Consider the following 21,979-nt stretch of genomic DNA (forward strand, 5'->3'; position numbering starts at 1 on the left):
TGTAATCATTTGATGTAGTTTGCACAGCTCACTTCTTCTTCCCTGACAATATCGAGCAGGGCTTTGGCGGCCAGGCTTAATTGCCGCCCGGATAAACCAACGGCTCCCAGCACCCGGCTGACCGAAAAGCCGGTGTGCAAAGTGTGCAGGCTTTGGTCCACCATGCTCAGCGGCAACACGCTCCAGCCCAATCCAACACTGGTCATCATCTTGATGGTCTCAAGATAGTTAGTGGGTATTTGTTGTTTGAGCGGAAGATTGGCCTCCAGGAACAAACGGCTTACGGTGCGATAGGTGGCTGTTGTCGTGTCCGGCAATAGTGCGGGATACTTTGCCAGCTCTTTAAGTGTAGTCGTTTTTTCGGCAGTCAACTCATGATCTGTGCCGGTGACAAATGCCATGGGGTCGGGCCATTGTTGGTATACCCTGAACTGGCTTTCCATGCTGTCGCTGAGGGTGACGAACGCGAGCTCTGCGTTGCGTTTTAACATTTGGCTGTAGGCTGCGTCGGACTCCATGAATTGCAGGTTTATGGAAACCTCCGGATACTGTTTTGCGAAGCGTCGCAGCCAGTTTGGCAGGTGGTGCAGGCCGATGTGGTGGCTGGCGATAATGTTGAGTTCGCCGGTTATGGTGCCGTCATCGGAGGTTAGAGCGGCTTTGGCGTTGTGGATGTCGTCGAGTATCTGGCGGGCGTGAGGAAGTAACCTCGCGCCGGCTTCTGTCAGACGGATTTCCCGGTGGCCGCGATCGACGAGTTTGGCGTTGAGTTGCTGTTCCAAGGTGGCCAGGCGTTTGCTGACGGCCGGCTGGGTTAGGTGCAGTGTTTCTGCGGCGTCGGAGAAAGAGCCTTGGTCTACGATTGTCAGGAATGCTTTTAGTGAGTTTGCGTCCATTTATGAGGTTCCGCCTGTCTCGAACTGTGCCTTGTGAGAGTGTCGCGGCTTCAGTACCCCCTCCCAAAAAACGCTACGAGCACATCCATGTGCGCTTCTCTCCGGCCATCCATGGCCTACGAAATTTTTGGGAGGGGGTACTGAAGCCGCTACCGGTACATTTCTGTATGCCGTTGAGTGTTTAATTTGGTCTGTGGAAGCGAATTCCCTGATGGGCGATGGGGCGCTATCGATACGGGTTGGCTTTTCAAAACCGTTGAGGGCCATGGACGGCCCGAAACGAGCCTACAGGGACGTACTCGTAGGCGTGTTTTGAAAAGCCAACCCGTATCGGTAGTGACCTGCACCCAAAGTGATGCCCAATCAGGCCAAAACTATCATCGATAACCAGCTGGAATGCAATGAATGAAAAACATGAATTGGGGTTATTGGAGTCAAGATAGTATGATGGTTGCACTTAAGAAAGAAACAGAAACCCCCAGAGAGTGAGAGAGAACCATGGCGGGCAAGACCTTATACGACAAGTTGTGGGATGACCATTTGGTCAAACAGCGCGATGACGGTTCAGCATTGATCTATATCGATCGCCAGTTGCTGCACGAAGTTACATCGCCGCAGGCGTTTGAAGGGCTTCGGTTGGCTAACCGTAAGCCGTGGCGTATTGATGCCAACCTCGCAACCCCGGATCACAACGTACCGACCACCGACCGTGACAAAGGTATCGATGGTATTGTTGATCCCGTGTCACGCACGCAGGTCGAAACCTTGGGTAAGAACTGCGATGAGTTCGGCATTCTCGAATTCAAGATCAAAGACATCCGCCAGGGGATTGTTCACGTTATCGGGCCGGAGCAAGGCGCGACTTTGCCGGGTATGAGTATTGTGTGCGGTGACTCCCATACCTCCACCCACGGCGCTTTCGGCTGTTTGGCGCACGGTATCGGCACCTCTGAGGTTGAGCACGTGCTCGCCACTCAGTGTCTGGTTCAGAAGAAGATGAAGAACATGCTGGTCAAGGTGACCGGTAAACTGGGCGCGGGTGTAACCGGTAAAGATGTGGTTCTGGCGATCATCGGCAAGATCGGTACGGCCGGCGGTACGGGTTACGCGATTGAGTTTGGCGGTGAGGCTATCCGTGGTTTGAGCATGGAAGGCCGGATGACCATTTGTAACATGGCCATCGAAGGCGGCGCGCGCGTTGGCATGGTGGCGGTAGATGACACCACAATCGAATACGTTAAAGGTCGCCCGTTTGCGCCGAAAGGCGAGACTTGGGATAAGGCTGTTGAGTACTGGCGCACGTTGCACAGTGATGTCGACGCAGTTTTCGACAAAGTTGTCGAAATTGATGGCACCAAGATACAGCCACAGGTGAGCTGGGGTACTTCACCTGAGATGGTGGCAGATGTAGGAGCTAACGTGCCTGATCCTGCCAAAGAAGAAGATCCTATCAAGCGTGAAGGCATTGTTCGTGCGTTGAAATATATGGGTTTGGAGCCGAATCAGAAGATTACCGACATCAAGCTTGATCGGGTGTTTATTGGTTCTTGCACCAACAGCCGGATTGAGGATCTGCGCGAGGCTGCTGCAGTCGTTAAGGGCCGCAAAGTTGCTTCTGGCTTGAAGCAGGCGATGGTGGTTCCCGGCTCCGGACTCGTGAAAGAGCAAGCTGAGAAAGAAGGTCTGGACAAGATCTTTATTGAAGCGGGTCTTGAGTGGCGTGATCCGGGCTGCTCCATGTGTCTGGCGATGAACGCTGACAAGTTGGGGCAGGGCGAGCATTGCGCCTCTACTTCGAACCGTAACTTCGAAGGTCGTCAGGGTTTTGGTGGGCGCACCCATTTGGTGAGCCCGGCAATGGCGGCCGCAGCAGCGGTGACCGGGCACTTTGTTGATGTCCGTGAGTTGATGAACTGATCCACAGGAGAGACACCATGCGAGCATTTACGCAACATCAGGGCATTGTTGCCCCCATGGACCGGTCCAATGTGGATACGGACATGATTATTCCGAAGCAGTTTTTGAAGTCGATCAAGCGCACCGGCTTTGGCCCGAATCTGTTTGATGAGCTGCGCTATCTGGATGAAGGTAAGCCGGATCAGGATTGCGCGGGGCGCCCTCTGAATCCTGATTTCGTGTTGAACCAGGATCGTTACAAGAATGCCAGCGTGTTGCTGGCCCGGGCCAACTTTGGCTGTGGTTCCAGCCGGGAGCACGCTCCCTGGGCCCTCGATGATTTTGGTTTTCGGGTCATTATCGCGCCGAGCTTTGCCGATATTTTCTACAACAACTGCTTTAAGAATGGCTTGTTACCCATTGTTCTTGAAGAAGAGGTTGTCGATAAATTGTTTGAGAGTGTTGAGGCGAATGAAGGCTATCAGCTGACGGTTGATCTGGAAGCTCAAACGGTTACGACACCTGAAGGGGAGTCCTTCAGCTTTGATGTCGATAACTTCCGTCGCCATTGCCTGCTGAATGGTCTGGACGACATTGGCGTTACCTTGGAAGATGCGGATGCCATCAAGGCTTATGAAGATGCGCGTCGTCAAACCGCTCCCTGGTTGTTTAACGCTGGAAATTGATTAAAAAGGATTCTGATATGTCTCGTAGTGTTTTGTTGTTGCCGGGTGACGGCATTGGCCCCGAAATTGTGGCAGAAGCGGAGAAGGTTCTGCACAAGGTGAACGATAAGTTTTCCTTGGGTTTATCATTCGATACCGCGCTCGTAGGTGGCGCGGCGCTTGACGCCGAAGATACTCCGTTGCCAGCCGATACTCTGGATAAGGCCCGTAAGGCCGATGCGATCCTGCTTGGCGCAGTAGGTGGTCCCAAATGGGACAGCCTGCCTATGTCAAACCGCCCAGAAAAAGGGCTGCTGGGGTTGCGCTCCAATCTGGAGTTGTTTGCGAACTTGCGCCCGGCCATTCTTTACCCGCAACTGGCTTCTGCTTCTTCGCTCAAGCCTGAAGTGGTTTCCGGTCTGGATATTCTGATTGTACGTGAACTGACCGGTGGCATTTACTTCGGTCAGCCACGCGGCGTTCGTCAGCTGGAAAATGGTGAGCGACAGGGATACAACACCTACCAGTACACCGAGTCTGAAATTCGCCGTATCGGCCGTGTGGCTTTTGAAGCCGCCCAGCAGCGCGGCAAGAAACTGTGCTCCGTGGATAAAGCAAACGTGCTGGAAGTGACCGTGCTGTGGCGCGAGATCATGGAAGAGCTAAAGAGCGAATATCCGGATGTGGAGTTGTCGCATATGTACGTCGATAACGCCGCCATGCAGCTGGTGAAAGCGCCCAAGCAGTTCGACGTGATTGTGACTGGCAACATGTTTGGTGATATTCTTTCTGACGAAGCTGCAATGCTAACCGGCTCAATTGGTATGTTGCCGTCCGCTTCGCTGAACTCCGAGAAGCAAGGTATGTATGAGCCTTGCCACGGTTCGGCGCCGGATATCGCCGGGCAGGGCATTGCGAATCCGCTGGCCACGATTATTAGTGCGGCGATGATGCTGCGCTATAGTCTCAATGAAGACGAAGCGGCAGCAGCGATTGAAGCCGCGGTCAGCAAGGTGCTGGACCAAGGTTTGCGTACCGCCGACATTATGTCTGAAGGCGGTCAGAAAGTGTCGACCCGTGAGATGGGCGAAGCTGTTCTAAACGCACTTTAACTCAGGTTCAGAAACCGAGGCCCGACGGCGGCGGGATGCAGCCGCTGCGGGATCATCCATCCTGTCCCTGCCAGCGATAACGGTAGTGGGTGGGCATAATGTGAGATTCAAAGGTCGCACATGAAGCGAGTTGGACTTGTAGGTTGGCGTGGCATGGTGGGGTCTGTCCTCATGCAGCGCATGCGCGAAGAAAACGATTTTGCTGACATCGATCCGGTGTTTTTTACCACATCCCAGGCGGGTAAGCCGGCCCCGGATGTCGGGAAAGAGGGTGTGCCAGCACTTCAGGACGCATTTGATATCGACATCCTGAAGACGATGGATGTGATTGTTACCTGTCAGGGTGGCGATTACACCTCGGCGGTATACGAGAAGCTGCGTGACGCGGGTTGGCAGGGTTATTGGATTGACGCAGCGTCTACGCTGCGCATGGCGGATCATTCCGTCATTGTACTGGACCCTGTTAACCGCAACGTGATTGATGAAGCGCTTGAAAAGGGCGTGAAGGATTATGTCGGTGGGAACTGCACTGTAAGCCTGATGATGCTGGCTCTGGGCGGGCTGCTCGAGCAGGATTTGATCGAGTGGGTTTCCCCGATGACCTATCAGGCGGCTTCTGGTTCCGGTGCACAGAATATGCGTGAGCTGCTGAATCAGATGGGCGCATTGAATGACAGTGTCAAAACCGAACTGGAAGACACATCATCAGCGATTCTCGAAATTGATCGCAAGGTGACTGACACCATGCGTTCTGGCGATTTTCCGACCGAACACTTCGGTGTGCCGCTGGCGGGTAGCTTGATTCCGTTCATCGACAAGCAGCTTGATAACGGCATGAGCAAGGAAGAATGGAAGGCGGGTGTCGAGACCAACAAGATTCTTGGTCGCAGCGGCAACCCAATTCCTATTGATGGCATCTGTGTACGCGTTGGCGCGATGCGCTCCCACAGTCAGGCGCTGACCATCAAGCTTAAGAAAGATCTGCCGGTTTCCGAAATCGAAAGTATTTTGGCAAAAGGCAACGATTGGGTGAAAGTCATCCCGAATGATCGCGATGCGACCATGCAGGAGCTGACCCCAACCAAGGTGACGGGTACATTGAGTGTGCCCATCGGACGTATTCGAAAGCTGGCCATGGGCCCGGAATACATTTCCGCGTTCACCGTGGGTGACCAGTTGTTGTGGGGCGCGGCAGAGCCGCTTCGCAGAATGCTGAGAATCCTGCAGGAACGTTAAAAAATGTTACAGGTTGGTCATTAATGCCAACTGTGTCCGGTTTTTCATAAGCCGGTTCGGGGCGGGTGCTGATTTCAGTGCCCGCCCCTGTTATTTTCAGGGACACTAATGAGTTCCGTGGGAGTGGTGAACTAATGGTGCAAGGATTGCGGCTGATTGATTGATAAAAGAGGTTTTATCAACAATACTCCCAAACTATAAAAAGACGAAAGTCATCCAACCTCGTCCGATTCTGTTGAAATTCAGCAGTCAAAGAATAACGGAGACTGGAAAGGAAAAAGCATGAAGGTACGCAAGCTTGCGGTTGCCCTGGCGTTAGCGGGAGGGCTCGGCTCGGGCATGGCTCAGGCCCTGGGGCTGGGTGAAATTGAAATGCAGTCGTGGCTGAATCAGCCACTGGATGCTGAAATTTCGTTGCGACAAAGTCGTGGAGTTGATCCCGGTGATGTCTTCGTTAACGTGGCTCCTGAAGCTGCTTACCAACGAGTCGGATTAGAGCGTCATCAGTTTCTGAGCAAACTGAAATTTGAAGTAGTAACCGAGGCCGACGGCAATCTCGTGATCAACGTATCCTCACGAGAACCTTTCCGCGAACCTTACCTGAATTTCCTTCTTGAACTGACCTGGCCGAATGGTCGCCTGATGCGCGAGTACGCGGTACTTGTCGATCCTCCCGTTTATGCAGAAGAGTCGGGTGTTCGGGAGCAGGTGGCAGCGCCCACTTCGGCGCCGCAGCGCAGCACCTCTGCTCGCGCCAGTCGCAGTGCCGAGTCCGTTCGTCGACAGGCTGCTGTGCAGAGTTCCCGCTCGTCCGGGTACAGTGCTGATAGTTTTGGTCCTACCGGGCCTTCCGATACGCTTTGGACCATTGCGCAGCGCATGCGTCCGAACAATTCTGTGTCGATGCAGCAGGTGATGCTGGCAATCCAGGATAAAAACCCTGATGCCTTTATCGGTGGCAATATCAATCGTCTGAAACGTGGGCAAGTGCTTCGGGCACCGAGTCTTGCCGACATTCAAGTTCGTAGTCAGGCCGAGGCCTCCCGGGTTGTTGCCAGACAGAACGAAGAGCTCAAATCACCGCGGCCTGTGGATGCGACGAAAACGGCCCAAGCGGCTCCTGAGTCAAGTACAGCCCCAGATTCAGCAGAAACCGGAGCTGAGCTGCGCCTCATTGCTGCAGATGAAGCCGAAGCTCGTACGGAAGAGCAGGGCGGTTCAGCAGGTGGAGATGGCACCTCTGACGGTGGTGTAGACGCAGGGTCAGCTGTGGCCATGGAAGAGCTGGAAGCGACTCGCCGTGAAAATGAAGAGCTGAATTCCCGTCTTGAAGACATGCAGTCGCAAATTGAAACATTGCAGCGCCTGCTTGAACTGAAAAATACCCAGCTTGCGGAAATGCAGGGTGCAGTTTCCGAGGAGCCTGCTGCTGTTCCCGGTGACTCCGAGCTGAGTGAGGGCGGTGTCTCCGAAGAGGGTGTTGATGAAGCCCTGTCTGTGGACGCAAGTTCTTCCGAAACGAATGTCGTAGAGAGCGACGAGGTGGTGTCTGAAGAAGCTGAATCAGCCAACGGAGCTGTTACGGAAACCCCGGTTGATGCAGAAGAAGCTGACGAACAGAGCTCCTCTTCGCCCACTGCCATCAGTCAACAGGAAACAGAGGCGGCGCAGCTGGACGATTCCGTAGCCGAGGCTGCGGACGTTGCCGGCGAGCAAACTCGTGATGCCGCAGAAGGCGAGTCAGCCGACTCAAGTGTGATGTCTGACCCCGTGGCAAGCACCGGTACTCCGGAACAGTCTCAGACTCAGCAGCCAGCCGCAAACGATTCCGAGGAAGCCTCCAAGAAAGGTTGGTTGGGTCAGTTTATGGATTCGGTCGTCGGGAATCCGATGTACCAGCTTGCCCTGGGCGGCGGGTTGATCCTTCTTCTTCTCCTTCTTCTGCTGGTGGCTCGCAGGAACGCAAATCGTGAGAAAGCGTTTTATGATCAGCTGAACGCTGAAGATGATGGCGATGCGGAAGGTTTTGAGCTGACTCCGGCGGAAGAACCAAGCCAGGCGACGGCCGCGTCTTCGGGTGATGAAGTCTTGGCGGAAGCGAATAGCTACATCGCGTATGGGCAGCATGACAAGGCGGCCGAGGTTCTTGAAACCGCGATTTCTCGCGAACCCAGTCGAACGGATCTTCGTCTGAAGTTGCTGGAAACTTATGCCGATGGCCAGGATTATCAGTCTTTCGATAAGCAGTTCGGTGAAGTAGAGGCTTTGGGAGATGACGAAGCTCTGGCAAAAGCGGCGGTTCTCAAGCAGCAGCTTGAAGAAACTGAATCCATGCCGAGCATAGACGATCTCGAAAACGAACTCCGTTCCGATTCGCTGGCCGGATTCGCTTCGGAAGCTTACGCCGACGAAAACGAACCGGAAGTGTCCGCAACGCCTTCGGAGGATAATGTCGGCGAGCTGGATCTTGGGGATGAGTTTGACGACGAGAAGATGCGCACTGGTTCGCCCGACGATCCAATTGAATACGATCTTTCCGGCATTGCCGCGCTGGATAAGTCAGATGAATCGGCGGACGCGGCTGAAGAGGAGTCCGATTTCTCGTCCTTCGAAATGGATGTAGAGGCGGATTCTCAAGTCGATAAGCCGGACGATGTTTTGGGTGAAGACGAATTCAGTCTGGATTTCGAGCTCAGCGAAGAAGACGAAGCCGTATTCGGTGCAGGCGAAACCGAGGATGCGCTTGATCCGGAGCTGGACTTGGCTGAGAGTCTGGATCTTGAAGGCGAGTTGGATGATTTGGGTGCGCTAACCGGCGACTCGGACGACAATGCCGATAAAGAAAGCGAGCCGGCTTCATTGTTCGAGCAGGCGGGCGATGATTCCGGTCTTGATGAATCTTTCCTTGACGAACTTGATGCCGAGCTCGACAAGGTTGAGGATGACAGCGAGGCCGAAGCCCTGGATCTGAGCGAAACAGGCTTGGATGATCTTGAGCTGGATGTTTCTGAGGATGACCTGGCCCTGATGGATGAGTTCTCGGAGCTCGATACGGCCGACGTGCCAGAAACGTCTGAAAGTCCTGTCGATGAAGAGCAAGACCTTGAGAGCGCTCTCGAGGAATTGGGGCAGGGCGATGCCGAGGACGTACCATCCCTGGATTCAGAGGTGGATGTACAGGAAAGTGAGAACGACGTTTTAGCTGGACTCGACATCGAAGACGCCGACCTGGGTGACGATGACGATTTCGATTTCCTTGCAGGCACAGACGAAGCGGCGACCAAGCTTGATCTGGCCCGAGCTTACGTTGAGATGGGCGACGGCGACGGTGCCAGGGATATTCTGGAGGAAGTCGCACTGGAAGGTAACGAAGAACAGAAGGCTGAAGCGCAAGAGCTTCTTAAAAATCTCTCCTGATTCGTTATAATCACTTTATAACGGCAACAGCGCCGGCCTTTGTGCCGGCGCTTTGTTTTTCTGAACCTGTAAAACTGGACGCTCCATTGTTTCTTCAGCCGCAGCCTCTAACTACGAACAATTCGATCGGAGATGGTCGGGTTGTGATTTCTTTCGAATATGACGGGCAGGCATTCCATGGTTGGCAGCAGCAGAAAAGTGGCGTGCGGTCGGTTCAGGCGGAGTTGGCCAAAGCAGTCAGCAAGGTTGCTAACCATCCGGTCGAACTGGTTTGCGCCGGCCGGACAGACGCTGGGGTTCATGCAAGTTTTCAGATTGTCCATTTCGATACCAAGGTGGTGCGCCCGCTTCGGTCTTGGGTTATGGGCATTAATACGGCGTTACCTGACGATATAGCGGTGCATTGGGCGGGCAACGGGGTTGGGGATTTCCATGCTCGGTTCTCGGCAACCTATCGGCGTTATCGCTACGTTATTTTTAATAATCCGGTCAGACCGGGTATCCAGCGCGGTCAGGTGAGCTGGAACTTCCGACCGCTGGATGCCAATAAGATGAACGAAGCTGCTCAAGCGCTCACCGGCGAGCATGACTTTTCGTCGTTCCGCGCTGCGGGCTGCCAGTCTCGAACACCGGTTCGGTTCTTGGAGCGTATTTCGGTCACTCGGTCTGGGGATTATGTGGTGATTGATGTGCAGGCCAATGCATTCTTGCATCATATGGTTCGTAATATCGCTGGCGCACTCATGGCCGTTGGTTCGGGAGAGCAGTCGGTATCGTGGGTCGGCGAGGTTCTTGCCGCTCGGGATAGAAAATTGGCGGGTGTTACAGCGCCGCCATACGGGCTTTACCTGGTAGATGTAGGGTATCCTGAACACTTCGGTATTCCTGAAGCACTATGTGGACCGGCCTTCGTGGCACCCTGGTTTTCGCGAGAAGACAATTTGCCCATCGTGCCAAGCCATATTCACCCTAAACAGCCGGTCACCGAACCATGACAACGCGTGTAAAGATTTGCGGCCTCACGAGAGTGGAGGATGTAAGGGCAGCTGTAGAGAACGGTGCGGATTCGATAGGCCTGGTGTTTTATGATCCTAGCCCCCGCGCGGTAACGATCGAGCAGGCGCAAGAATTGGCATCGGCCATTCCGGCGTTTGTCACGGTGACAGGCTTGTTCGTGAATCCTGGCGCGGATTTCGTGAAGTCGGTCCTTAATGCTGTACCGCTGGACCTGTTGCAATTTCACGGCGACGAAACGCCTGAGTTTTGCGATGCGTTCGAACGAAGATGGATCAAAGCCATCAGAGTTCAAAGCTCAGAACAGATCTCGGAAGCTTTTTCTACGTATAACAGAGCGGTGGGGTTGCTTGTGGATGCCTGGGACCCTGATCGTTATGGCGGAACAGGCCAATCCTTTAACTGGCAACTGATACCTGAGCAGCGACCTGTTCCCTTGATATTGGCCGGGGGCTTGTCATCTGCTAACGTAGCCCGCGCCATCGAAGAGGTTCGCCCCTGGGCCGTTGATGTCAGCGGAGGGGTTGAGCTCAGCAAGGGTATTAAAGACGCCACCAAATTATCTGATTTCTTCAAAGAGGTGCACAGTGTCCGTAAAACTGACTGATGAAATGTTGAAGGCACTCCCGGATTCCAGAGGTCACTTTGGAGACTTCGGTGGCCGGTTTGTTTCCGAAACCCTGATGGATTCCTTGATGACACTGGAGAAAGAATACCTCCAGCTGAAAGAAGATCCGGAATTTCAGGCCAAGTTCGACAAGGATCTGGCCGATTACGTGGGCCGGCCCAGCCCGCTGTATTTTGCAGAGCGTCTGACCCGTGAAACCGGTGGTGCGCAAATCTGGTTGAAGCGCGAAGATCTCAATCATACCGGTGCCCATAAGGTGAACAACACCATCGGCCAAGCGCTTCTTGCAAGCTTTCTGGGTAAAAAACGCATTATTGCCGAGACCGGTGCAGGCCAGCACGGTGTGGCCACAGCCACGGTTTGTGCGCGACTGGGCCTGGAATGTCATATTTTTATGGGTTCTGAAGACGTTCAGCGCCAGTCTTTGAACGTTTACCGCATGAAACTGCTTGGTGCTACAGTTCATTCCGTAGAGAGTGGTACCAAGACGCTTAAAGACGCAATGAACGATGCCATGCGTGACTGGGTGGCTAATGTAGACGACACCTTCTATATCATCGGCACCGTTGCCGGGCCGCACCCATACCCGCTGTTGGTGCGCGATTTCCAATCCGTGATTGGCCGTGAGCTGCGCGAACAGTCTATGCAGAAGATGGGTAGGCTTCCTGATGCATTGGTTGCCTGTGTCGGCGGCGGCTCCAATGCTATTGGTATGTTCTATCCCTTCCTGACCGATGAGTCCGTTGACCTGTACGGTGTTGAGGCCGGTGGCTTGGGGATCGAAACCGGCGAGCACGCCGCGCCTCTGTGCGCAGGTCGCCCGGGTGTTTTGCACGGTAATCGCACGTACCTGATGGAGGACGAGAACGGCCAGATCTCCGGAACCCATTCGGTCAGTGCCGGGCTGGATTATCCAGGCGTTGGCCCCGAGCATTCCTGGTTGAAGGACATTGGTCGGGCCCAGTACGTGTCCGTGACCGATGAAGAAGCTTTGGCAGGTTTCCGCACACTGACCCAGGTCGAAGGCATTATGCCGGCGCTGGAGTCGTCTCATGCCGTAGCCTACGCGTTGAAACTGGCGGCGACGATGGATAAAGACAAGGTTGTGGTCATTAACGTGTCAGGTCGTGGTGATAAAGACATTCACACCATCGCCCAGTTGGATGGCATCGAGATCTGAAGGTACCAGGAGCAGGCATGAGTCGTATTGAAGGTGTATTGAAGTCCTTGAAAGAACAGGGGCGTAAGGCGTTGATCCCCTATATTACTGCGGGTGATCCTCATCCTGAGCAAACAGTTGGTCTGATGCACACACTGGTAAAAGCCGGTGCGGATATCATCGAACTCGGGGTTCCCTTTTCCGACCCGATGGCCGATGGGCCGGTTATCCAATTGGCCTGTGAGCGGGCGTTGAAGCATAACACCTCGTTGCGGCAGGTGATTGGCATGGTTGAAGAGTTCCGAAAAACGGACGCCGACACTCCTGTCGTATTGATGGGGTACCTCAACCCGGTGGAGGCAATGGGGTATGAGGTTTTCGCCGATGCAGCGGCAAACGCCGGAATCGATGGCGTTTTAACGGTCGATCTGCCACCGGAAGAAGCTGGAGATGTTGCGCCTCTCTTTGCCGAGCGTAACATCGACCCTATCTTCTTGTTGGCGCCCACTACGACGGATGAGCGAATTAAAGCCATTAGCAAACACTCTTCTGGCTATGTGTACTATGTTTCTATCAAGGGTGTAACCGGCTCGGCAACCATCAATGTTGATGAAGTTGCAGCGAAAGTGGCTCACATCCACGAGTTAACCGCACTTCCTGTAGGCGTGGGCTTTGGAATCCGGGATGCGGAAACCGCCGGAGCGATCGGCAAAGTATCCGATGGTGTAATTGTGGGTAGCGTACTGGTGGATACAATAGCCCGAAATCAATCAGATTCTGACGCATTGAATCAAGCGTTACACGATCTGTTGTACCCAATGCGCGAAGCACTGGATAGCCTTGCCTGATAAGTGAGCATCCAGGCACAAAAGGACAGGACCTTAGCATGAGTAACTGGCTGGACAAGATCATGCCGAGCAAGATTCGCTCGGAATCAAGACAACGCACCGGTGTCCCGGAAGGGCTCTGGAAGAAGTGTCCGAAATGTGGTGCATTTCTGTATAAGCCAGAGTTGGAAAAGAATCTGGATGTTTGCCCAAAGTGCAATCACCATTTGCGTGTGTCCGCTCGGCGTCGCCTTGAAATCTTTTTAGATAAAGACGGGCGCGAAGAGATTGCAGCCGATCTCGAACCGAATGACCGTCTCAAGTTTAAAGACACCAAGCGCTATAAAGACCGTTTGGCGGCCGCCCAGAAAGCGACCGGCGAAAAGGACGCTTTGGTAGCGATGAGTGGCAGTGCTTTGGGTGTGCCTTTGGTGGCTTGTGCCTTTGAATTTAATTTCCTCGGCGGCTCCATGGGGCAGGTTGTGGGTGAGAAATTTGTTCAGGCCGCAAACGTAGCCCTTGAGCGAAGGATACCGCTGGTATGCTTCTCGGCGAGTGGTGGTGCACGTATGCAGGAAGCCATTCTGTCGTTGATGCAGATGGCGAAAACCGCCGCGGTTCTTGAGCGCATGAAGGAAGAAGGTATTCCTTACATTTCGGTGATGACCGACCCGGTATTTGGTGGTGTGTCTGCAAGCTTGGCTATGCTGGGCGACCTGAACATTGCTGAACCCTACGCCTTGATCGGTTTCGCCGGCCCCAGGGTAATCGAGCAGACCGTGCGAGAGAAATTGCCAGAAGGTTTCCAGCGCAGCGAGTTTTTGTTGGAGCATGGTGCGATAGATATGATTCTGCATCGTCACCAGATGCGTGAACGGATTGCCCACGTACTTGCAAAGTTTACCGGTCAGGAGAAACCGGGTACCGAGGCTCCGATCGAGTTTGAAATCTCTGAAAAGCCGGGTGCTGATGAATCTGTCGAGTAGTCCCGAAAAGGCAGTAAAGAGCCCGGCGAACGGTGCGACTGTTAATGAATGGCTTCAGTGGTTAGAGGCTATCCATCCGACAGAAATCGATATGGGGCTTGATCGTGTTCTGGTGGTGCTTCGCCGCTTGTTTCCGAAAAAGCCCAATGCCCGAATCATCACCGTCGCTGGCACCAATGGCAAAGGCTCCACAGTTGCAACGCTTGAGCGTCAGTTACTGGCGGCCGGCAGAACCACCGGTGCCTACACGTCTCCTCATCTTCAGCGTTATAACGAGCGTATCCGTATTGACGGCAACATCATTTCCGATGCAGCCCTGGTGACTGCCTTCGAAAAGGTAGAAGAAGCTCGGGGGCATGTCTCGTTGACCTACTTTGAGTTTGGCACCTTGGCCGCATTTGTGGCCCTCGAGCAGGCAGGGGTTCAGGATTGGGTGCTCGAAGTAGGTTTGGGTGGCCGGCTCGATGCTGTCAATGTTCTGGACGCCGACTTTGCGATCATTACGTCGATTGACATTGACCACATTGGTTTCCTGGGTGACAACCGGGAAGTCATTGGGTTCGAAAAAGCAGGCATTCTGCGCCCGGGAATTACCGCTGTTTGCGCCGATCCCGTGCCACCGGCTTCGGTTTTGCAGCAGGCAACCGCGCAGAAAGTTGATCTGAGGCTAACCGGGCGTGACTACCGGCTTGAGCCTCGCACTTATGGCTGTGACATCATTGAGTTAGTAATGGCCGAAGGGCGTGTGGCGCTGCCGGCTGGACCACTGCCCATTGAAAGTGTGGCGGCGGCTACGGTCATGGCCGCACAGCTTGTTCCGGAAGCCGGGCTTGAGCGGCTGGGAGAGGCTGCGCATTCCGTCAACTTGCCCGGACGGTTTGAACGGCTCAGCAACACGCCTCTGGTCATTGCCGATGTAGGGCATAACCCCCATGCAGCACGTTGGTTGGCAAGCCGGCTCTATGAATTGAAGCAACAAAACCGTGGGCGTGTTGTTGCGGTCTATGCTGCGCTTGGTGATAAAGACATTGAAGGTGTGGTGTCTGCCATGGCGCCTGTCGTGGATCACTGGTGCCTCGCGGGTCTGAGTGTGCCCAGAGGGTTGTCGGTTGGGGAGCTTCAGGCGCGTGTAGGTGAGGTTGCCAGCGTTGGTTCAAGCGCCACCATCGCAGAGGCTTTAGATGATGCTAAGGGAATGGCTGTCGAGCCTGCCGACTGTGTGGTGGTTTTTGGCTCATTCTTTACTGTCGCAGAAGCTCGCGAGTTGCTCTTGGATGATGCGCCTTAAACTTTGTTCATTGGCGGGATATGACTTCAGTTCTGTTTTTCACCCAGTTACTATCGAACTCAAATAGGTTGGCATAGGGAGTTCTTTCAGGTGGACGGATTAAAACAGCGAATCATTGGTGCTTTGGTCTTGATCTCCCTGGCTGTCATCTTCGTGCCGATGATCTTTGACGAGCCGCATTCTCAACGCAAGACCACATCGATCACCATCCCGGAAGAGCCGCCGTTTCCAGAAGTAGAAATGCCTGACGAGCCTTCCGGTGATTCGGTGGGGTACCAGCTCTCCTCGGACACTGGTGCGGCGGGTGCCGAAGAAACCAAGCAGAGCCCGGGATTCCGCATTGTCGAAGATGAGCGGCCACAAAATGCGGTCGCAAGCGAGTCAGCACAACCCTCACAAATGGCTCCGGCTGAGCAGGCTAAGGTCTCAGAACCTGATGTGTCGCAAACTTCGCAGCAAGAAGACCCGGCACCCAAAGCAGTCGAAGAGGACGAGAAGGCCGAATTCTCACGCACTCTGGAAGGGGCCTGGGTTGTCCAGTTGGGCAGCTTTGGTAACGAATCCAATGCGCGGCGACTGCGGGACAACGTGATTGAGATGGGATTTGGAGCCCATTTGCAGCAGTTTTCCAGCGGCGACAAAACCTTAACTCGTGTGTTCAGCGGCCCTTTTGTGAATCGGGCGGATGCTGACCAGGCCAAGGTCAAACTGGATAAAAAGTTCGGTTTAAAAAGTCTTGTGACCAAAGGCGGAAAATAATTCCGCCGGAACCTCAATATTCTTAAGGCGAGAGTTTGGTGCGCTCTCGTTTCCTGTTAGAATTCCTCCTTCGTTTTCTCCACCGGGTTGTTCATGGAATCGCTGATCTGGATTGACTGGGTCATCATTGCCCTCATTTCTGTTTCCACGCTCATCAGTTTGAAGCGGGGGTTCGTTCGCGAAGCTCTTTCATTGGTGACCTGGATCGGTGCATTCATTATCGCCCGCACGTTCCACCCGCAAATGCAGGGGCTGCTTGAATCATCCGTCGAAACCCCCTTGGTTCGTTTGGTTGCTGCATTCGCCATTCTGTTTTTCGGCACTTTGATTGTAGGTGCCATCGTTAACAATCTTATTGGGCATCTGGTTCGCGCGACCGGGCTTTCCGCCACCGATCGGGTTTTAGGCATGGGCTTTGGCCTGCTTCGTGGCGTAGTCGTTGTCATTGTTGCTATAGCCTTCACGCGCTATACGCCCCTTGCACAAGACACCTGGTGGCAATCGTCTGTGATGATTGACCGTCTGGCGGTGGTTGAAGATTGGTCTCGACGCACCTTTGGTGATGAATTTGCCCGCTTCCTGGGGCCGGCAGATAGCAGTTCGGGTAACACCCAAGTACCCAGTGAACCGGAAGGCGTGGAACCCACGTCGGCCTCTCGCTAACATTCAGTTCTAACTCTCGGAGAATCGTCCAGCCATGTGTGGCATTGTCGGTATTGTCAGTACTTCTAACGTCAATCAGATGCTTTATGACGCATTGACCGTTCTACAGCACCGTGGCCAGGATGCGGCGGGTATTGTTACCTTCCAGGATGACCGTTTCTTTTTGCGTAAAGATAATGGTTTGGTCAGAGACGTGTTCCACACTCGCCACATGCGCCGTTTGGTAGGCAATGTCGGTATCGGGCATGTTCGTTACCCGACCGCCGGCAGCTCCAGCTCGGCCGAAGCCCAACCGTTTTACGTGAACAGCCCATACGGTATCACGCTTGCCCATAACGGTAACCTGACCAATGCCGACGAACTGAGCAGTGATTTATTCCGCACAGATCTGCGACACATCAATACCAATTCCGATTCGGAAGTCCTGTTGAATGTGTTTGCACATGAACTGCAGAAGCTCGGAAAGCTGAACCCGACCAAGGATGAAATTTTTGCTGCGGTACGCGCCGTTCATCAACGTTGCCGGGGGGCTTACGGAGTGATTGCCATGATCACCGGTCACGGCATTGTTGGTTTCCGTGATCCTAACGGCATTCGCCCGGCCTGTTACGGTATTCGAGACGGTGAGAACGGCCAGAAAGAGTACATGATTGCATCCGAAAGCGTGGCTCTTAATGCTGCCGGCTTTACATTGGTTCGTGATATTGAACCCGGTGAAGCGGTGTACATTGAAACAGACGGCACGCTGTATTCTGAACAATGTGCTGAATCACCGAAGCTTTACCCGTGCATTTTTGAACACGTGTATTTTGCCCGCCCTGACTCCATCATGGACGGCGTTTCTGTTTACAAAGCCCGTCTTCGCATGGGTGAAGTGTTGGCGGATAAGGTGCTGCGCGAGCGCCCGGATCACGATATTGATGTTGTGATCCCGATTCCGGACACCAGTCGCACATCTGCCATGCAGATGGCCTATCAGCTTGGCGTAAAATACCGTGAAGGTTTTATCAAGAACCGTTATATCGGCCGGACGTTCATCATGCCAGGCCAGAAAATGCGGAAAAAGTCGGTACGCCAGAAACTCAATCCTATCGATCTGGAGTTTCGCGGCAAGAACGTAATGCTGGTAGACGACTCCATTGTGCGCGGCACCACGTGTAAAGAAATCGTTCAAATGGCGCGGGATGCCGGTGCGCGTAACGTTTACTTTGCGTCAGCAGCTCCCCCAGTGCGTTATCCGAACGTGTACGGCATCGACATGCCCTCTGCGTCTGAATTGATCGCTCATGACCGCACGGTTGAAGAGGTCGGGGAACTGATCGGAACAGATTGGCTGGTCTATCAGGATCTGGACGACCTGATTACCTGTGTCAGCGATGTCAATGAAGATATCGATGGCTGGGAATGCTCTGTGTTCAGCGGCGATTACATCACCGGAGACATCGATAAAGAGTATCTGACGCGTCTTGAAAATCGTCGTAAAGACAGCAGCACTGCGACGACAAACGTGACGGATGTTGACTCCGATTCCGATTCGGATAACGACAATATAGACCTCCACAATGACGAAGACTGAGCGTCGCCGAATAGCCAGGAGAATGCCATGAGCCACTCGCGTGAAGAACACCTCTGGATTCCCGAATCCGACTTGGACGGGATGTCAGTAGATACGCTGTCGGTCAGGGCAGGGCAGATTCGAACAGGACAGCTCGAACATAGCGATGCAATTTTCCCGACATCGAGCTTCGTCTATGGAAGTGCAGCGCAGGCAGCCGCTCGATTTGGCGGGGAAGAAGCGGGAAACATCTATTCTCGTTTCACCAACCCGACGGTTCAGGCATTTGAAGGGCGCATTGCCGCAATGGAAGGCGGAGAAAAGGCCGTCGCGACGGCTTCGGGCATGGCGGCCATTCTCAGCACCTGTATGTCGTTGCTGAAAACCGGTGATCACGTGGTCTGCTCCCGCGGCGTTTTCGGAACCACGAACGTGCTGTTCCAAAAGTACATGGCGCGATTCGGCGTGGAAACCACGTTTGTCAGTCTTACCGAGGTTGATGAGTGGCAGGCGGCCATTCGTCCCGAAACCCGGATGTTGTTCATCGAGACCCCATCGAATCCTTTGTGTGAGGTGGCTGATGTAAAAGCGTTGGCTGCTCTGGCACATGGAAACGACGCGCTGCTTGTGGTTGATAACTGTTTTTGCACCCCTATTCTCCAGCGCCCGTTGGAATTAGGTGCTGATCTGGTTATCCACTCTGCAACCAAGTACCTCGATGGGCAGGGTCGTTGCGTTGGCGGTGTCGTGGTTGGGCCGGCCAAGTATCTGGATGAAGTTTATGGCTTCATTCGTTCTGCCGGGCCCACCATGAGCCCGTTCAATGCCTGGGTTTTTCAGAAAGGTCTCGAAACCTTACCGATTCGTATGCGAGCTCACTGTGACAATGCGTTAGAGTTGGCTAAGTGGTTGGAATCACAGCCCTCCGTAGAAAAAGTGTTTTACGCGGGGCTGGAAAGCCACCCTCAGCATGAGCTGGCTAAACAGCAGCAAAGCGGGTTCGGTGGCATGGTGTCGTTCATGGTAAAGGGCGGCAGGGAACAGGCCTGGCGTTTCATTGATGGCACACGGATGATTTCAATCACGGCCAATTTAGGGGATGTGAAGACCACCATCACCCACCCGGCAACGACAACGCACGGGCGTTTGGCGCCTGAAGATAAAGCAAAGGCAGGTATCACTGAAAATCTGATCCGGCTGTCAGTTGGCATTGAAGCCATTGATGACTTGAAAACCGATCTCGCAAGGGGTTTTCAGGCGCTGGAAGACTAAACTTACATACGGTTCGAGTATTCATGGCGGAATCCGCTAAAGCGAAAAAATCTGTACCCACGGAACTCACAGACAAACAAAAGCGCTTTCGCCTGTTGATGGCCCAGGGCGCCCGTGAGGGTGCTGTTCTGGGCCTCATCGTGCTGTGCATCTATCTGGCCATGGCGCTTTTTACCTTCAGTCACACGGATCCCGGCTGGGCCAGTATTGGCCATGAAACCAATGTAGAAAACTACGCGGGCCGCACCGGGGCCTGGTTGGCCAGTCTGTTAATGGACTTTTTCGGACATGTGTCCTGGCTTTTCCCGGTCATGGTGGCAGGCTATGCCTTCATGCTCATTCGGCTTCGCCATCAGCCCCTGGATTTGCATTGGCCGCTGTTCATGGTCCGATTCGGTGGCTTCATTCTGATTCTCCTATCCGCAACGAGTTTGCTGTCGTTGTATTCCTTGTTCGGTCTGGGCATGTCTTCCGGTGGCGTGCTGGGCAAGGCGGTGTCTGAGTCGATGGTTCGATTTTTCAACCTGCCAGCAACGACACTGTTGTTGATTGCGATTTTCCTGTTTGCGCTCACCGTTACGATTGGCCTGTCGTGGTTCCGTTTGATGGATCGGGTGGGTGGCTTGACCCTCAAGGCGGCGTTGGCCGTTACAGCGTTCTTCAAAAAGCAGACCTCGAAAGCGGCACGATCTGAATCGCCTTTAACCAAGGACGAACCAGAACCGCCCGTGGTTCGTAGTGCGCCTCGGGCAACCGCCTCTGATGCCAAGCCGGCTTCCGCAGTGAAGACGCCCTGGTGGCGCCGTCTATTTGCCAAGAAAGACAGAACGCCGAAAGGGAATCCGGAGCCAAAGCCGCAGAACTTGCGTAAAGAACCGGCTCTGGAAGGGAGAACGACAGCTGACCCGGAACCGGCGGAAGTTGAAAGCTTCAGTTCGCGCGACGTTGAACCCGTAGTACCGAAACCGACCGCGAAAAAAGCAGAAAAACCTTTGAGCCGGGCGCTGAAGATCGCGCCTTTCAAGAAAGAGGATCAAGGCGCTTCTGACACGAAAAAGAGCAGCAATAAGCAGGGCTCTTTGCTTGAAGACATCGAGAGCCCGATTCCGCCGATTACACTGCTAGATCCGCCCGAAGAGCACAAAGAAAGCGGCTATTCCGAAGAATCCCTCGAGCACATGTCCCGGTTGCTGGAAGAAAAGCTGGCGGATTTCGGTGTCTCGGTGGAAGTGGTTGAAGTCAACCCTGGTCCCGTTATTACCCGTTTCGAAATTAAGCCGGCGGCAGGGGTGAAGGTCAGCAAAATATCAAATCTGGCCAAAGACCTTGCTCGCTCGTTGGCGGTACTCAGTGTTCGGGTTGTCGAGGTGATACCCGGAAAGTCGGTGGTTGGTATCGAAATCCCGAATGAAACCCGAGAGATCGTTCGGCTGAGTGAGGTGTTGGGAGCTCGAGTATTTACCGAATCGTCATCGCCGATCACGCTGGCCTTGGGTAACGACATCGGCGGTAACCCGATGGTGGCCAATCTGGCGAAGATGCCGCATCTGCTGGTTGCGGGTACCACCGGTTCCGGTAAATCCGTGGGCGTTAACGCGATGCTGTTGAGCATGTTGCTGAAGGCCGGGCCGGACGATGTGCGCTTCATTATGGTGGATCCGAAGATGCTTGAACTGAGCATCTACGATGGTATTCCGCATTTGTTGGCACCCGTGGTCACCGACATGAAAGAAGCTGCCAATGCACTGCGTTGGTGTGTCGCTGAAATGGAACGCCGGTATCGCCTGATGGCGAGCTTGGGCGTGCGTAATCTGGCCGGCTATAACAAAAAGGTGAAAGATGCCCGGGCGGAAGGTGAACCTCTGCTGGACCCGCTCTGGAAACCGGATGATCATCTTGCGAACGATGAGCAGGAGCGCCCGGAGCTGGAAACCTTGCCGTTCATTGTTGTCGTAATCGATGAATTTGCCGACATGATGATGATCGTCGGCAAGAAAGTGGAAGAGCTTATTGCCCGAATTGCCCAGAAAGCCCGTGCTGCGGGTATCCACTTGATCCTCGCTACTCAGAGGCCTTCGGTTGACGTGATCACCGGCTTGATCAAAGCCAACATTCCGACCCGGATCTCGTTTCAGGTTTCCTCCAAAATTGATTCCAGAACGGTGCTGGATCAGGGCGGGGCAGAACAGCTCCTGGGGCACGGGGATATGTTGTATCTGCCGCCGGGGTCGGGTTTGCCTGTTCGTGTGCACGGTGCCTTTGTGGACGATGATGAAGTGCATCGGGTGGTCAGTGCGTGGAAGGCTCGGGGCGAGCCGGAATACGTTGATGACGTGCTCAGTGGTGCCGAAGGAGAGCATTTGCCCGGAGTGCCTACCCTGACGGAAGGCGGTGGTGGCGACGAAGGCGACGCGCTGTTCGATGAAGCCGTCGCGTTCGTCACCGAAAATCGACGAGTGTCGATATCCTCGGTTCAACGAAAATTCAAGATTGGCTACAACCGCGCCGCCAACCTGGTGGATGCAATGGAAGCAGCGGGTGTTGTCAGTGCGGCGGGTCATAATGGCGCCAGAGAAGTTCTGGCACCGCCGCCCCCAAGAGACTAG

General features: G+C 54.1%; 17 protein-coding genes. 16 read left to right on the forward strand and 1 reads right to left on the reverse strand.

Translation table 11 applies throughout. From position 1 onward, the window contains the following. Positions 1–5: 5 nt before the first annotated feature. Entirely contained in the window at positions 6–896 is an 891-nt protein-coding gene (locus tag JAO79_RS09515) for a LysR family transcriptional regulator (protein WP_199007014.1), read from the reverse strand. Between the two features lie 498 nt (positions 897–1,394). Here JAO79_RS09515 and leuC point away from each other — a divergent pair, with 498 nt between their 5' ends. The 16 genes from leuC (at position 1,395) to JAO79_RS09595 (ending at position 21,979) form a co-directional block, all read left to right on the forward strand. Beyond that, positions 1,395–2,813, forward strand: a complete 1,419-nt coding sequence (gene leuC, locus JAO79_RS09520; protein WP_199007015.1) for a 3-isopropylmalate dehydratase large subunit — start codon at positions 1,395–1,397, stop codon at positions 2,811–2,813. A 17-nt stretch (positions 2,814–2,830) separates the two neighbouring features. Beyond that, positions 2,831–3,478 (forward strand): 3-isopropylmalate dehydratase small subunit, encoded by a 648-nt coding sequence (leuD, locus tag JAO79_RS09525; protein ID WP_199007016.1) that lies wholly within the window; start codon positions 2,831–2,833, stop codon positions 3,476–3,478. Positions 3,479–3,495: 17 nt separating this feature from the next. After that, positions 3,496–4,569 (forward strand): 3-isopropylmalate dehydrogenase, encoded by a 1,074-nt coding sequence (leuB, locus tag JAO79_RS09530; RefSeq protein ID WP_199007017.1) that lies wholly within the window; start codon positions 3,496–3,498, stop codon positions 4,567–4,569. 120 nt (positions 4,570–4,689) lie between these two features. Beyond that, positions 4,690–5,805, forward strand: a complete 1,116-nt coding sequence (asd, locus tag JAO79_RS09535) for an aspartate-semialdehyde dehydrogenase (protein WP_199007018.1) — start codon at positions 4,690–4,692, stop codon at positions 5,803–5,805. 282 nt (positions 5,806–6,087) lie between these two features. Further along, positions 6,088–9,222, forward strand: coding sequence for a FimV/HubP family polar landmark protein (locus tag JAO79_RS09540; RefSeq protein WP_199007019.1), 3,135 nt, complete (start codon positions 6,088–6,090; stop codon positions 9,220–9,222). Between the two features lie 86 nt (positions 9,223–9,308). Next, entirely contained in the window at positions 9,309–10,217 is a 909-nt protein-coding gene (gene truA, locus JAO79_RS09545) for a tRNA pseudouridine(38-40) synthase TruA (RefSeq protein WP_199007020.1), read from the forward strand. Continuing rightward, entirely contained in the window at positions 10,214–10,843 is a 630-nt protein-coding gene (locus JAO79_RS09550; protein WP_199007021.1) for a phosphoribosylanthranilate isomerase, read from the forward strand. The genes truA and JAO79_RS09550 overlap by 4 nt, the downstream gene beginning before the upstream one ends. Continuing rightward, a complete protein-coding gene (trpB, locus tag JAO79_RS09555; protein WP_265091662.1) occupies positions 10,836–12,044 on the forward strand; it encodes a tryptophan synthase subunit beta in 1,209 nt (402 codons plus the stop codon). Before JAO79_RS09550 ends, trpB begins: the two co-directional genes overlap by 8 nt. Positions 12,045–12,061: 17 nt before the next feature. Further along, entirely contained in the window at positions 12,062–12,871 is an 810-nt protein-coding gene (trpA, locus tag JAO79_RS09560; RefSeq protein ID WP_199007022.1) for a tryptophan synthase subunit alpha, read from the forward strand. Positions 12,872–12,909: 38 nt separating this feature from the next. Then, entirely contained in the window at positions 12,910–13,836 is a 927-nt protein-coding gene (gene accD, locus JAO79_RS09565) for an acetyl-CoA carboxylase, carboxyltransferase subunit beta (protein ID WP_199007023.1), read from the forward strand. Next, the gene (gene folC, locus JAO79_RS09570) at positions 13,820–15,124 is read left to right on the forward strand and encodes a bifunctional tetrahydrofolate synthase/dihydrofolate synthase (protein WP_199007154.1); all 1,305 of its coding nucleotides are present in this window, start codon (positions 13,820–13,822) and stop codon (positions 15,122–15,124) included. Before accD ends, folC begins: the two co-directional genes overlap by 17 nt. A gap of 90 nt (positions 15,125–15,214) precedes the next feature. Next, the gene (locus JAO79_RS16435; RefSeq protein WP_199007024.1) at positions 15,215–15,883 is read left to right on the forward strand and encodes an SPOR domain-containing protein; all 669 of its coding nucleotides are present in this window, start codon (positions 15,215–15,217) and stop codon (positions 15,881–15,883) included. A gap of 93 nt (positions 15,884–15,976) precedes the next feature. Next, on the forward strand, positions 15,977–16,546 hold the full coding sequence (locus JAO79_RS09580) for a CvpA family protein (protein WP_199007025.1): 570 nt from the start codon (positions 15,977–15,979) through the stop codon (positions 16,544–16,546). A gap of 34 nt (positions 16,547–16,580) precedes the next feature. Beyond that, positions 16,581–18,122, forward strand: coding sequence for an amidophosphoribosyltransferase (gene purF / locus JAO79_RS09585; RefSeq protein ID WP_199007026.1), 1,542 nt, complete (start codon positions 16,581–16,583; stop codon positions 18,120–18,122). A gap of 27 nt (positions 18,123–18,149) precedes the next feature. After that, complete coding sequence (locus tag JAO79_RS09590; RefSeq protein ID WP_199007027.1) at positions 18,150–19,373, forward strand: O-succinylhomoserine sulfhydrylase; 1,224 nt, start codon at positions 18,150–18,152, stop codon at positions 19,371–19,373. 23 nt (positions 19,374–19,396) lie between these two features. Next, positions 19,397–21,979: a DNA translocase FtsK gene (locus tag JAO79_RS09595; protein WP_199007028.1), complete on the forward strand. Its 2,583-nt coding sequence runs from the start codon at positions 19,397–19,399 to the stop codon at positions 21,977–21,979.

Source organism: Marinobacter litoralis, from assembly GCF_016427555.1.
In the GTDB taxonomy this organism is placed as follows: domain Bacteria; phylum Pseudomonadota; class Gammaproteobacteria; order Pseudomonadales; family Oleiphilaceae; genus Marinobacter; species Marinobacter litoralis_A.

Excerpts from the sequence above, each read along its gene's own strand:
- leuD (WP_199007016.1), top strand. The coding sequence starts at position 2,831 with ATGCGAGCATTTACGCAACATCAGGGCATTGTTGCCCCCATGGACCGG.
- accD (WP_199007023.1), top strand. The coding sequence starts at position 12,910 with ATGAGTAACTGGCTGGACAAGATCATGCCGAGCAAGATTCGCTCGGAA.
- purF (WP_199007026.1), top strand. The coding sequence starts at position 16,581 with ATGTGTGGCATTGTCGGTATTGTCAGTACTTCTAACGTCAATCAGATG.
- JAO79_RS09540 (WP_199007019.1), top strand. The coding sequence starts at position 6,088 with ATGAAGGTACGCAAGCTTGCGGTTGCCCTGGCGTTAGCGGGAGGGCTC.
- leuC (WP_199007015.1), top strand. The coding sequence starts at position 1,395 with ATGGCGGGCAAGACCTTATACGACAAGTTGTGGGATGACCATTTGGTC.
- folC (WP_199007154.1), top strand. The coding sequence starts at position 13,820 with ATGAATCTGTCGAGTAGTCCCGAAAAGGCAGTAAAGAGCCCGGCGAAC.
- JAO79_RS09515 (WP_199007014.1), bottom strand. The coding sequence starts at position 896 with ATGGACGCAAACTCACTAAAAGCATTCCTGACAATCGTAGACCAAGGC.
- leuB (WP_199007017.1), top strand. The coding sequence starts at position 3,496 with ATGTCTCGTAGTGTTTTGTTGTTGCCGGGTGACGGCATTGGCCCCGAA.
- JAO79_RS09580 (WP_199007025.1), top strand. The coding sequence starts at position 15,977 with ATGGAATCGCTGATCTGGATTGACTGGGTCATCATTGCCCTCATTTCT.
- JAO79_RS09550 (WP_199007021.1), top strand. The coding sequence starts at position 10,214 with ATGACAACGCGTGTAAAGATTTGCGGCCTCACGAGAGTGGAGGATGTA.
- JAO79_RS09595 (WP_199007028.1), top strand. The coding sequence starts at position 19,397 with ATGGCGGAATCCGCTAAAGCGAAAAAATCTGTACCCACGGAACTCACA.
- asd (WP_199007018.1), top strand. The coding sequence starts at position 4,690 with ATGAAGCGAGTTGGACTTGTAGGTTGGCGTGGCATGGTGGGGTCTGTC.
- JAO79_RS09590 (WP_199007027.1), top strand. The coding sequence starts at position 18,150 with ATGAGCCACTCGCGTGAAGAACACCTCTGGATTCCCGAATCCGACTTG.
- trpA (WP_199007022.1), top strand. The coding sequence starts at position 12,062 with ATGAGTCGTATTGAAGGTGTATTGAAGTCCTTGAAAGAACAGGGGCGT.